The organism is Microcoleus sp. B4-C1, from assembly GCF_036705285.1.
Lineage (GTDB): Bacteria > Cyanobacteriota > Cyanobacteriia > Cyanobacteriales > Microcoleaceae > Microcoleus.
In genome coordinates, this window is sequence record NZ_JAUBUC010000053.1 from 19,776 (window position 1) to 32,572 (window position 12,797).

At 47.3% G+C, this 12,797-nt stretch carries 11 protein-coding genes; 5 read left to right on the top strand and 6 right to left on the bottom strand.

Annotation, left to right across the window (positions count from 1 at the left end; translation table 11 throughout):
- Nucleotides 1–65 precede the first annotated feature (65 nt).
- Both QUB26_RS20255 and QUB26_RS20260 read left to right on the top strand, forming a co-directional pair.
- Nucleotides 66–665 (top strand): Uma2 family endonuclease, encoded by a 600-nt coding sequence (locus tag QUB26_RS20255; protein WP_333319411.1) that lies wholly within the window; start codon nucleotides 66–68, stop codon nucleotides 663–665.
- A gap of 63 nt (nucleotides 666–728) precedes the next feature.
- Nucleotides 729–2,348: a mucoidy inhibitor MuiA family protein gene (locus tag QUB26_RS20260; RefSeq protein WP_333319413.1), complete on the top strand. Its 1,620-nt coding sequence runs from the start codon at nucleotides 729–731 to the stop codon at nucleotides 2,346–2,348.
- A gap of 91 nt (nucleotides 2,349–2,439) precedes the next feature.
- Here QUB26_RS20260 and QUB26_RS20265 read toward each other — a convergent pair whose 3' ends face one another.
- From QUB26_RS20265 to ebsA, 5 genes are all read right to left on the bottom strand, one after another.
- Nucleotides 2,440–2,931, bottom strand: coding sequence for a YajQ family cyclic di-GMP-binding protein (locus QUB26_RS20265; protein ID WP_333055466.1), 492 nt, complete (start codon nucleotides 2,929–2,931; stop codon nucleotides 2,440–2,442).
- A 138-nt stretch (nucleotides 2,932–3,069) separates the two neighbouring features.
- Nucleotides 3,070–3,486 (bottom strand): MAPEG family protein, encoded by a 417-nt coding sequence (locus tag QUB26_RS20270; RefSeq protein ID WP_333238334.1) that lies wholly within the window; start codon nucleotides 3,484–3,486, stop codon nucleotides 3,070–3,072.
- A 15-nt stretch (nucleotides 3,487–3,501) separates the two neighbouring features.
- Nucleotides 3,502–4,005 carry a hypothetical protein gene (locus tag QUB26_RS20275; protein WP_039887610.1) on the bottom strand — a complete coding sequence of 168 codons (504 nt, stop codon included), beginning with the start codon at nucleotides 4,003–4,005 and terminating at the stop codon, nucleotides 3,502–3,504.
- Between the two features lie 278 nt (nucleotides 4,006–4,283).
- Nucleotides 4,284–5,381: a phosphotransacetylase family protein gene (locus QUB26_RS20280; protein ID WP_333055465.1), complete on the bottom strand. Its 1,098-nt coding sequence runs from the start codon at nucleotides 5,379–5,381 to the stop codon at nucleotides 4,284–4,286.
- A 1,590-nt stretch (nucleotides 5,382–6,971) separates the two neighbouring features.
- Nucleotides 6,972–7,346, bottom strand: coding sequence for a type IV pilus biogenesis protein EbsA (gene ebsA, locus QUB26_RS20285; protein WP_190737140.1), 375 nt, complete (start codon nucleotides 7,344–7,346; stop codon nucleotides 6,972–6,974).
- A 383-nt stretch (nucleotides 7,347–7,729) separates the two neighbouring features.
- Here ebsA and QUB26_RS20290 point away from each other — a divergent pair, with 383 nt between their 5' ends.
- The 3 genes from QUB26_RS20290 (at nucleotide 7,730) to QUB26_RS20300 (ending at nucleotide 11,797) form a co-directional block, all read left to right on the top strand.
- On the top strand, nucleotides 7,730–9,247 hold the full coding sequence (locus QUB26_RS20290) for a glycosyltransferase family 2 protein (protein ID WP_333319415.1): 1,518 nt from the start codon (nucleotides 7,730–7,732) through the stop codon (nucleotides 9,245–9,247).
- 337 nt (nucleotides 9,248–9,584) lie between these two features.
- Nucleotides 9,585–10,814: a succinate--CoA ligase subunit beta gene (locus QUB26_RS20295; protein ID WP_333238318.1), complete on the top strand. Its 1,230-nt coding sequence runs from the start codon at nucleotides 9,585–9,587 to the stop codon at nucleotides 10,812–10,814.
- An 86-nt stretch (nucleotides 10,815–10,900) separates the two neighbouring features.
- Nucleotides 10,901–11,797 (top strand): CoA-binding protein, encoded by an 897-nt coding sequence (locus tag QUB26_RS20300; protein ID WP_333228717.1) that lies wholly within the window; start codon nucleotides 10,901–10,903, stop codon nucleotides 11,795–11,797.
- A gap of 236 nt (nucleotides 11,798–12,033) precedes the next feature.
- On the opposite strand, the gene QUB26_RS20305 is transcribed toward QUB26_RS20300, so the two are convergent.
- A complete protein-coding gene (locus tag QUB26_RS20305) occupies nucleotides 12,034–12,735 on the bottom strand; it encodes an alpha/beta hydrolase (RefSeq protein WP_333238316.1) in 702 nt (233 codons plus the stop codon).
- Between the last annotated feature and the right edge of the window lie 62 nt (nucleotides 12,736–12,797).

The window sequence follows — 12,797 nt, forward strand, 5'->3', positions numbered from 1 at the left end:
CCTAAAAGTAACGATTTCGTAAACCCGCCCACCCCGCTACCATTTTGAACATCAATAAAAAAATCATGCTTCAAACTGTAGACAATCCAACCACTTCTCCCGCAGTCGAACAACGTTTCACTTGGCGCGGTTTGACATGGCATCAATTTAAGGCTATTCAAGCTGGCTTTGAAGACGTGGCGAATGTACGTTTATTTTATTGTGATGGAGTTCTAGAAATTGTGGGAATTAGTAAAGCTCACGAGGCAATTAGATGTCTGATTGCAGCGCTATTGATCAATTTTTTTCAATTTAATAGAATACAATTTTTTCCGAGTGGCAGTTACAGTCAAATTGTTGAGGGGAAAGTCGAGTATCAGGCAGATTTGTCTTATTGTTTCGGAACAGATAAAGATGTTCCCGATTTGTGTATTGAGGTAGTCATTACTAGCGGTAGTCCGATTAAACTTCAGAAATACCGACTGATGGGAGTCCCGGAAGTCTGGTTTTGGGAAGATGGCACTTTAGAGCTTTACCATCTGCGAGAGGAAGGTTACGATCGCATTACTAGCAGCGAAGTGCTACCTGAGTTAGACTTGTCTTTGCTTAAACGCTGCATTTTGTTTGCTTCACCTTTGGATGCGCTTGAGGAGTTTGCTAGAGGAATGGGGGATCGGGAAAATTGAGCAATAAACTACTTTTGAAATAGCTCGATCGACTAAACGCTTATTAAATAGGAGCAACTGGCAATGACTGACTCAGAAATACTTAATTCTGATACCATTAAAACACTAAATACTAGCATATCCGAAGTTACAGTTTACACCGATCGCGCTTTGGTGACGCGCCGTGGCACAGTCGCTTTGACGGGAAACGAGCGAGAATTGGCGATCGCCTCTCTCCCCGCAACCCTGGAACCAGAGTCAGTCAGGGCTACGGGTGCGGGTACAGTTGCTGTGCGATTGCTGGGAGTGCGCTGCCACAGAGTGTTTAGCAGCGAACCATTGGGCGATCGCACTGCCGAATTAACCCAACAAATTAAGGAGTTACAAACCCAAAGACGGGGAATTAACGACAAAATAACCGCCCGAAAAATTCAGCTCCAATTTGTGGAAGGTTTGAGCGAAAAAAGCGTCGGTTTCTTTTCCAGCAGCATCGCCAAACAGCAGGTAGGTTTAAACGAAACTGGCGAATTGCTCAATTTTTTAGGAACTAATTACCTAAAATATGTAAGTGCGATCGCCCAACACGAAAAACAGCAGCGCGAAATAGACAAGCAAATAAAAGCTTTGCAGCAGCAGGTGGGGCAAGTACAAACTCCCCATTCGCAGCAAAGTTTTAACATCATTGTTGCCATTGAACCCAGTGGCAGCGGCAATTTTGAACTAGAAGTTTCCTATGTAGTCACGCGAGCCCGTTGGACTCCCCTTTACGACTTGCGAGTAAACACTACCAACAACCAAATTAATCTCAATTACCTAGCCGAAGTCAATCAAAATACCGGCGAAGATTGGACGGGAGTAGGGCTTACTTTATCTACAGCCAAACCCGGAATGGGAACTCTCCCACCAAAACTAGAACCTTGGTATATTGATAAAACCGAGCCAGAGCAATTTTTTGGTAGGGGTTCATCAGAGAATGATTTTTTAGACCTAGAAGAGGTATTATCTGAAGGTTTTGCAGGCCGTTCACGCTCCATAACACGAGCGCCCCTAGCAGCTCAAATAGCCACAGCCCAAGTATCTAGAGAAGGCGGTACAGTCTCATTTCAAGTAGGCGGAAATACCAAGATTCCCAGCGACGGCACACCGCACAAAGTTACTATTTTCGGCGAAAATTATCCGTTTAAACCTGAATATATAGCCGTCCCGCGATTAGTCAGTTTTGCCTATTTGCAAGCAGTTGTGGTGAATCCGCTGACAGGTGCAACTCTGCTTCCCGGTAAAGCAAATATCTTTCGCGACAACACTTTTGTCGGCAGTTTGCAGTTAGAAAATGTTTCCCCCGGCCAAGAATATAAACTGAATTTAGGAATAGATGAACGGTTAAAAATAGAGCGGGAATTAGTAGAAAGACAAGTAGATAAAAAACTGATCGGTCAGCAGAGGCGCACGAGTTACGCTTATCGCTTAAATGTGACAAACTTGCAGCAGGTGCAGGTACACCTGACACTAAAAGAGCAATTGCCAGTCAGCCGCAATGAACAGATTAAAGTGCGATCGACTCTCACTAATCCGAAGATAGTAGCAGGTGAAATGGGACTGCTAGAATGGATAATGTCTCTGCCGCCGCAAGCAAAGCAAGAGTTATATTACCAGTTTGTTGTCGAACATCCTCCCGACTTAACTGTCACGGGTTTAGATATTTAATATTAAGTAGGTAAAAAGTTGTTTCTAATCAGGACTTTAGTCCTGATTCGTCACCACGTATGAGGACTGAAGTCCCGATAAACTATCAAATTTACCTGTAATTGGTAAACTGCAAAGCCATCGGATAGTCTTCTTGCTTCAAGCGTTGAATCACCAACTGCAACTCATCCTTATCCTTAGCCGAAACCCGCACTGCATCACCTTGAATCGAGCCTTGAATCTTTTTAAACTCATCTCGAATTAATTTAGTGATTTTCTTGGCAATTTCCTGGTCAATCCCTTTTTTCAGTTTGATTTCTTGGCGTACTCTAGTACCACTAGCAGCTTCAATTTTCCCATAATCAAAAATTTTCAGAGACAAATTGCGCTTGGCGGCTTTAGTTTGCAAAACAGTGTGAATCGCGTCGAGAGTAAATTCACTGTCCGTATTGACAGTAATGGATTCTGCGCCCAATTCCACGGTAGTTTTGGTATCTTTCAAATCGTAGCGGCTTTGAATTTCTCGCGTTGTTTGGTCAACAGCATTGACTAATTCTTGCCGATCGAACTCGCTGACAATATCAAAGGAATAACTAGCAGCCATAAATTAGTAATTGGTAATGGGGCATTGGGCATTGGGCATTGGGCATTGGGCATTGGCCAAACAGGGCATTGGGCATTAACAACTAACCAATAACCAATAACCAATAACCAATAACCAATAACCAATGACTACTGAAAATTAGCCGTTAACAGCCATTAAACTGAAATAGAATAAAGAAACAGTGCAAGAAGAACTAATCGCAAACATGAGCGATCGCCCCAGTGGCACATTGAGAATATAGAAAACCGAAAACAACAACCGGGCGATCGTAAAAGCGATCGCAGCCCAACCCGCCGCCTCCGAATCTACCCCCGTCACAAAAGCCATCAAAGCCGCCGCTGAAAACAGCATAAACGTCTCAAACGAATTTTGGTGAGCCCAAGTTGCCCGCTGAGCGTAAGCAGGCAACCTCTCAAACATAGCGCGGGGGGCTGCTTGGTCGTAGCCTAGCTGCAAGCGGGCGAACGCAACCACCAAAAACGGTGCGTAAACCAGCGCAGCAGCAGCAGCAATACAATCAAGCAGAATAACCGACACAGGCAATCCCAACACCATCATCCGCCTCGCAGTTCAATCAAAATAGAACAGAGTAACCACCTTGCGCTGTTCCTCCGCATCCTGGCAAGTTTTCAGCAAAGTGTGGCTTTCGTGAAAAGCAAAACATATCAGTTGCTGACAGCGAGAAATAATCTCCTGATTGCACATGGCGCTTGCTTCCGGGAGAGACAAGCTATCATTTTTGGGATTTTCTACCAAATGTATCACTTGTTCGAGTTGGTCGCGAGACTCCCGGGGCTGGCGACTCATGCTTTGTGGCAAAATCACCGTCAGCAGATTAGGATCTGCTCGCATCGCCCCCCGAATTGCGGCTGAATTGGTGCCTGTAGCGCCAGAAGTGATGAGCTGATTGCCTCCCAGAACTATGGCGTAGCTCAGCATCTCAATTAGCTGCTGGTGGGTAATAGGAACGTGGCGAGAACCCAAAAGAGCAATCCGCTTGGAGCTGGTTTGCTGGATCGCCGCAAGTTCTTGTAAAAAATCATCTACTCTGGGTAGCTCAATTGATTGACTCAAAGAATTTATTAAATTAAATAAAACTACGTTGTGGATTTTAGCAGACTCACTAGCCATTGCCGCCAAAAAGAAGTTAAGAATTGCTGATTGACGGGCTCAGACTAGAGGATCTGGAGATTTGAGTTCGCCTGAAGGCAGAATGTCTCAAGACATTCGGCAGCCGGAGCTCTAGGTAGAATTCAAGAAAAATTGAGAATTTAAGAATTTTACCTTTTTATTTATTTAAACAAAAAGTTCTCTCTGCCGAATACCTTCTTCCCTCAGCTCCGGCTCTCTTCTTAATGGACTCGATCGCCCAGGCCCAAGGATGCCATCATGCCATCAAGGTCAAAATGTTCTGCCATTAGCTGAGTAACGCATTCCACCTTGATCGGTTCGTGCAGGCGCACGCTGCCAAAGGTGCTGTCGATAATTTCTACCGTGGTTAAGGTATCCAAATCAACAGACAAAACCGGAATTTCCATTTCTTCTGCCCTGCCGATCACTAGGGGAGAAGGAGGCAAGTGGCCTGTCAAAATTAAGCACTGAGTCGAGCTCTCCAGAGCCGCTAGCTGAATGTCCGTGCGATCGCCCCCCGTCACCACCGCCATATTTCTCGCTTTGCGGAAATACTTCATAGCCGAACTAACATTCATCGCGCCAATTGTCAAGGTTTCCACCATCAAGTCCAAACGGTCTCGACGGCACAGCACATCAGCTTTTAATTGGTGCACCAATTCTTTGACGCTGACACTTCGCAGCAAAGCACTTCTCGGCAGCATTCCCAAAACTGGAATACCCGCAGCCTCCAGAAAAGGCCGCACAGTCGCCGTTACCGATTCGAGTTTGTCCGAGGGAACGTCATTGAGTACCACGCCCAGCAACCGCGAACCCAAACGCTGTTTAGCCGACAGCAAATCGTCTATATACAGATCGATCGGGCGAGCTACCAACAGCACAGAGGCATCAACTGTCTCAGCGATTTGAGCCAAAGACAAGTCAAACAGACTGCCTTCCTCCAAATTAGCTGGGCCTTCTAACAGCGCCAAGTCTCCGCTGGGAGCTTGCAAATATTGCGCTAAAGACTGGCGGTAATCTGTCTTGTCTTCTCCGCGCAAACGCTTGTGAACCGTCTCTTCATCCAAATACAGCAGTGTTGACGGCATCTGACTTTCTGAGAGATTCAGCGTCTCTACGGCGAACCGCACGTCTTCGTCCTCTATCCCAGCTCCGGGCGAGCTCAAACAGGTTCCCAGAGGTTTGCCGTAGGCGACGGCCAGTCCTTTTCCCCGGAGTCCGAGTGCCATCCCTAGGGCGATGGCAGACTTGCCACTGTAAGCTTTTGTGGAACCGATCAGCAAATATTTAGTCAATTTGGGTACGCCTTCAATCCTCAATGTGCACCTGTCTATTTCAATAAATTTAGTTTTTCAACAGTATTTCTGAACTGAGCCTCAATTTAGAAATAATATATTATACTCGATTATACTCGATTTTGTCGCTTTTGGGCAGATTGTTTTTTGGCGAAAATTTTTTATTTACCTGTTCGCAACCATTTTCTTCCCATTCTTTTTACTTGATTTTGGAAAACCAGTTTTTAAATTGTTTGTTTTACCAGCAGTTTTTGATAATTATTTATCGCCGATTATTTTTTTAAAAATGATTTAGAATTATAAATTTTTAGTCATGTTTATTGCTATAATTAGATGTTAATACCGACTTTTATAAAATAAATATAACAGGGTATAAGTGGAAATTTGACTAAGAAGCTGTTATCCATTTAAATTGTGTGTCAAAAATCAATCAAATTATTGTGGGATGGGCACGCGAGCCCGTCCAGAATATGCAATTTAAACGCGCAACAGCTTAGGAATAACCTATTAATAGGGCTTGGTGCAGTTTTTGTTTGGTATATACCAATCCTCGCATCATTTGTGAATTTCTTACCCCCTCCGCTTCGTAAGGGGAGGGTTGGGGTGGGGTAAAAAAAATACGACTCCTGCAAGGATTGTTATAATACAGGTATTTTGTAGGAATCAAGCCCGGTGCTTGCCCGATCATTCTTGCATATAATCGACAATCGATATAGCAATCATAAATCATTCATGTAAATTTGTAGGGGTAGTGCTAAGAGTGCCTACCCCCTATCTATCGGGGCAACCGGGCGTGGGATTGCCCCTACAATAATTACGCGAATGATTTAGGGTTGCTATATGTATTATTAGTTATTCATTATTAGTGCGATCGCCCGCTTTAAAGCTGAACACTGGCAATGCGAGCAATAAGCTCCTTATAATCGGGATTCTAGCTTCTAAACACATAAATTGTCGGGCGGCGTGGGCTGGAATTTCGGCAGCCTTTGGGCTGATTGCGATGCTAGGCAGATCGCCGTCAAGGGCTGTAGATTAATTTTCCTTGGGCGGATCTACAGCGCTTTCCTCTCAGCTACCGAGTCGCAAAATTTGAACGAAATCGGACGGCGCGATTCGCCTAACGGCGATAGCTTCGCTCGCGCGTACTCGCACAGCACCCATGTCCGAAATAGACTTTTGGACTTTTACCAGAACAAAGTACAGTAGTTTTCAATTGGATGAAATACAGGTAGCGAACTCTGTATCACGCTCAACTGAAAACTGCGGTAGATTTACTTTAGCAATGGGGATAAGTGCTGACCCCCAAAGGGATTATTGAGAACGATCCAACAACTCACTTACTATTTCCGCTTCTCAAATAAAACTGGCTCCCCAATCATGTAATGTTGCCGTCGTGGCTTTACACTATTGGTGGGTCAGTTATAGCGCCCGTCAATCGATTTGAGATTTGAGATTTGAGATTTGAGATTGAAGAAAGCAAGCCCACTGATAAATCCGGGGGCTGGCGATCGGGATTCGGAGCTTTTTTCTCACTCCCCGAATCAATCCGGGGGCCCCGGATTAAATTGCTTGATTGTCAATTGCGGACTTTCGGGAGTGCGGCTGCGGTGAAAGTTATTCATCCATTCGCATCAGCTTGCGGTAAAACGTTTTAGAAAAATCGACAGTACGAGTTCGCTGAAAAGTCAGGAGTACCTCAATTAAGCAACTAACAAACTCAGAGCTTTGCATAGTCACTTCGTAGCTGAGTTCAGCATTGCCGTCAAACAACACCCGACAGCGGGTTAAATCGATCGGCAGCGACGAGATATTCCAACTAGCGACAAACGGCACGCTCTCCCCGCCGTCAATTTTTCTTGCTCCCTCCAAGGTTTTGAGCTTGTAGAGGCCAATAGCGTGCGGTAAAAACTTACGCCTGGGCTCTTGACAGAAAGGCGCGTAGACTTTCACTTCTTTGTCATCGGCTGGCTTGAGTTGAGGAATAGACATATTTCCACCTCAGACAATTATTACTAACAGATAGTTTAGATCCCCTGAAAAAACTAGCAGATATTCCAGGTCGATCGCAAGCAAAAGTCAGTCGATTTTAGATTTTAGATTTTAGATTTTAGATTTACAGCACAAAAGATGAATCTGCCAGCAAGAAGGGGAGTTTAAAATTTGGGGTGGCGAACAACTGAAGTCTGGAGGCTTGTATCCATTTGCGGGTAAAGTCAAATACTTTATGCAGTTCCGGTTTACCAGGGCCGTACCAGCAACAGGTTCTCCTGCGGTGCCCTGCAAGCGCCTGCTTTCAACAAAAGTCCAGAAACTGATACAGTAGATGCTTATATCTAAAATCAAAAACTATTGGTGGTTGAATCAAGTAACCTATGCAGGAGAGTTCTTGGCCAGAAAACGACGCTCGCAGCGAGCTTAACTTGGACATCTCTGATTTAGCTCAAGAAGAGCTCAAGAGTTTGACCTCGAACTCGAAGCTGAGCAAAGTATTTGCTATATCAGACATTGGCGACAGGGTGTTTGACGCGGAAACAAAAGCAGAGCTCCCGGTGGCGGTGTCTGTGCCGGGAACTCCCTCCTTTCCTCAAAATCTGTACCGGGGAAGGCGCGGAAAAGCTGCCGCAGTGCTGGCTGCGATTTGGGCCGGCACGATCGCCCTGCACTTGATTTCTTGGGGTGCGTGGGTAGTGTGGGGGTTGACGGGACTGCTGTGGATGCAAGCATTTCGAGTTTTGTTTGCCCAGCCCAAGCCCGCACTGCCGCCTCTTGCCGATGAAAGTCGAGAGGATTGGCCCTATGTGTCGCTGCTGGTAGCGGCGAAAAATGAGGAAGCGGTGATTGCCCGATTCGTAGAATCCATCTGCAATGTAGATTATCCGATCGACCGCTACGAAGTGTGGGCGATCGACGATCACAGCAGCGACACCACGCCGCTAGTGTTGGAACAGCTAACCAAAAAGTACCCCCAGCTCAAAGTATTTCGCCGAGGAGCAAATGCCAGCGGCGGCAAGTCGGGGGCCCTGAATCAAGTGTTACCCCTGACTCGCGGGGAATTTGTGGGAATATTTGACGCCGACGCGACGGTAACGCCAGACTTACTGCGCCGCGTGCTGCCGGTGTTCGATCAAGAAAAAGTAGGGGCTGTGCAAGTCAGGAAAGCCATCGCCAATGCTGCGGTAAATTTTTGGACTCGTGGCCAAGAAGCAGAAATGGCTCTAGACAGTTTTTTCCAGCAGCAGCGGATTGCGATCGGTGGCATTGGAGAATTGCGCGGTAACGGCCAATTCATGCGTCGCACCGCCTTGGAAAGCTGCGGAGGCTGGAACGAGGAGACGATTACCGACGACCTGGATTTGACGGTGAGGCTGCACCTAGACCGCTGGGACATTGAATTTCTCGCTTTCCCAGCCGTGTCAGAAGAAGGAGTCACTAACGCTCGCGCTCTGTGGCATCAGCGCAATCGCTGGGCAGAAGGTGGCTATCAGCGTTATCTTGACTACTGGCGGCTAATTTTGCGGAACCGCATGGGAACTGGGAAAACTTGGGATTTATTTGGATTTTGGGTATCTCAATATTTCTTACCCACAGTAGCCCTACCCGACTTTGTGATGTCAATTGCGCTGCGCCGGATGCCGATCGCCAGTCCCATAACTTTTATGACCCTTACATTGTCGGTGGTGGGAATGTTTGTCGGTTTGCGCCGCACTCGCAAAGAAACCAAATTTGACGTAAGGCGAGTTTTTCTCACCGGGCTGCAAACGCTGCGGGGTACTGTGTATATGTTCCACTGGCTGCTGGTAGGGACTGTGACGGCTCGGATTGCGGTACGGCCCAAGCGGCTCAAATGGGTCAAAACCGTCCATCAAGGCGCTGTTAATAGCCTCAAGTAAACACTTCGCAGAAATATCTCGGCACAGTATGGCCGAACGTCCGAAGATTTTGCGAGACAAAAAAACACCAACGCTCGCCAAATATCTCCCTGCCATATCCACCAGTAAAATTTGGCAATTCCGAGAAAAAAACACTTTGAAACAGCTTAGGTAATAGGTAATCGGCGAGCGGTAATAGCGAATAAGTAATCGGCCATACAAAAGTCTAAAATTAAAAGATAAAAGCGAGAATTTTTAACTTTTAACTTGACAAAAAACCAATTACTATCTATTAATTATGAATTGCCAATTAGGACGAATTGCTTGTTGCCAACTACCCGTCACCCGTAATTGATAAATGGATTTGTTAGAGTACCAAGCTAAATCATTATTTCGCCAGATGGCAATTCCGATTTTGCCGTCGCAGCGGATTGACAATCCCGCTGACCTCAAAGGACTGAAAATTCCTTACCCCGTTGTACTCAAATCGCAAGTGCGGGCTGGGGGACGGGGCAGGGCCGGCGGTATCAAGTTTGTAGAAAATACGATCGATGCAGTAGCAGCAGCCCAAACAATTTTTAATTTGCCGATCGAGGATGAATATCCCCAAGTCCTGCTGGCAGAAGCAAAGTACAACGCCGACCAAGAATTGTACTTAGCGGTACTCCTAGACCCCGTAGCGCGACGCCCGGTGCTTCTGGGGTCGAGCCAAGGAGGTATGGATGTCGAAGGGTCGATCGACCAAATGCAGCAAGTTGCCGTAGATCAAGAATTTTCGCCATTCTATGCGAGGCGTCTCACGCTGAAAATGGGATTGCAGGGAGACTTGATTCAATCGGTGAGCACTATTGTCGAAAAAATGTACCGACTGTTTGTCGAAAAAGATTTAGACCTAGTAGAAATCAATCCTCTCGGCATCAGTCCAAGGGGAGAGGTAATGGCTTTAGACGGTAAAGTCACCGCCAACGACGATGCCTTGGGACGACATCCAGATTTGGCAGCACTCTCGGAGAAGAAGCTCTTGGGCGGGTTGGCACGGGAAAGAAGAAGTCCCCATGCTGGGGGCGATCGCTCCCATTCCCAGTCCAAGGTTCAGCAGTCGCCGGAGTTTGACCCCAAATCTAAATCCCCAATCTCGAATTCCGAATCCCTGCAATTAATCGAACTAGACGGGAATATTGCGATTTTGTGCAACGGAGTGGGCCTGACAATGGCAACTCTAGATGCTGTAACCCACCAAGGAGGAAAACCCGCTAATTTTGTGAATATTGGTTCCCTAGACCGCTACTATGCAGCAAATGCCCTGCGCGATCGCGTGGAGTTGGGTCTGGAGTTAGTCGCTCAGGATAAAAGCGTTAAGGTGATACTTGTAAATATTTTGGGCAGCGCCTCCAAGACCGAGGAAATAATCGCTGCAGTAGCCGGCTATTTGGAACGGAAAGCTCGCGCTAACCGCCACATCCAAGTTGTGCTGCGACTGGTAGAGATCGATGCTGATGCTGTTAAAAAGCGTTTGGGACAGTTGCCGGTGCAGCTAGCTAGCACTTTGGATGAGGCCGCTGCCGCTTCTGTATCCTCCGTCAAGTAGCGGCAGTCGATCGGCAAAAAACGAGATTTCTCTACAACAGATGAAGGCCTTCTGCTTTTTACAGATCGAGTGTCAAGTGGGAAAAAATGAATTTAACTCCTGAAAGCAAAGTCCTAGTACAAGGCATTACAGAATCTCCCGCGTCCACCCGCGCCGCCCTGATGATGAAAGCATACGGCACGAATGTAGTCGCCGGTGTTAGTCCCGGTCGGGGGGGGCTGGAAGTGGAGGGAATTCCGATTTTTGATTTGGTAGAACAAGCAGTGGCTGCAGTGGGTCACGTTGACACTGCGGTAATTTTGGTAGACGCTTACTCAGTGCTGGATGCGGCTTTAGAAGCGATCGCCGGAGGAATTCGGCAAATCGCGATCGTCACAGGGGGAGTGCCTCCTCTGGATATGGTGCACTTAGTCAGAAAAGCAGAAGCCACCGAAACTTTGGTAATCGGGCCCAACAGTCCGGGGATTATTGTGCCCGACAAACTGCTGCTGGGAACTCACCCCAAGGAATTTTACACTCCCGGCCCGGTGGGAGTGATCAGTCGCAGCAGCACTTTGACTTACGAAGTTGCCCTAGAACTGACGGAGGCTGGGTTGGGACAGTCGATGGCGGTTTGTATTGGTTGCGACGCGATTGTCGGTTCTTCTTTTATGCAGTGGCTGCAAATTTTGGACGAAGACGACAGTACGGAAGCGATAGTTTTGGTGGGGGAAGTTGGCGGGTGGAGTGAACAAGCTGCAGCTTCTTACATCGCCTCGGCGATCGACAAACCCGTGGTTGCTTATCTAGCCGGCCGCTACGCTCCCAAGGGGCCGTCTTTGGGCCACGCCGGCATCCTGATCAGTTCTCGCGCGGCTGCCCAGAAAGCCTTTGGAGTTTCGGCCCCAAACAAAATGGCTGCCTTTGAAGAGGCGGACATACCTGTGGCGGCTCGACCTTCCGAGATTCCTAAGTTGCTCAAAAAATTGCTCAAGAAAAATTGATTGCTTTGGGAGTTTCTACACAAGTCCTAACCCTCTTGGGGGTTGGGATCAGGGTAGGGCGGGGGCGGGTTTGGTCTCATATCATTTCCGGTTAAACCGGAATGATGGTTGACTGTTGACTGTTGACTGTTGACTCGATTTTATGATTCTGATGCAACCGGAAACGATATCAAAAGTGTCTGCAGAATGCCACAACAGCCGCTTCAACCCGCCTTTAGCACAAATTTATGATTTTTTTACCAAAGCCCTCTGACCGGCCTCACAGGCTGCGGTGCTGGTGCTGGCAAGGGGGTGGCGCGGCGCGGCGCTGGAGGCGGAGTTGTTGGCGGAACGCTGGGGCGAGGTTCGATCGGACTTTCGGTGGGATTTGTTTCAGTTGTGCGAGTTGTCGATCGCGTCACATCTTCAAGCAGGCTTCGCAGAGTTCCAGCTATACTCTGAACTTTCCCAACAGCGGTGCGAAGGCTGGCAACATCTACGTAAACCTCCTTGAGAGGATACTTTTTCAGGATTTCTAGCAGCGATACCTTACCGTCATCCCCGGATGCCAGGATCACCGCTGCCCGCAAAGCTTTCCCGCTTTCTGTGCGGCGCTGAGTCCGAATTGCTTGACCGATGTCGTCAGTGATCTTTTCTCCTGGGGTGCTGTAAACTACCCTCGCCAGATTAGCAGGCTTTAAACCAATTTCTAAACCCATGAACCCCCGCAGTAATTGCGCGTCCATTTTGGAGAACCGGATAATTTGTTGGAGGGTTGGCGTCGTCGTGCCGTTTTTAGCAAATTCTTCTAAGTCGCTGACATTGATGGCTTGTCTGATCGGGCCAAATGTGAGGACTACTTTTTCGGCCCCTAATGCTCTACTGCTGCTAGATAATATGCTCCCGCTTGCTCCTAAAACTAGGGCAATGCCGATCGATACAAATTTTGTTAATTTCATATTCACCGCAACATTAAAATTATTTTTTCGAGATTTGTACATTTTTGTACATTGTACAGTAT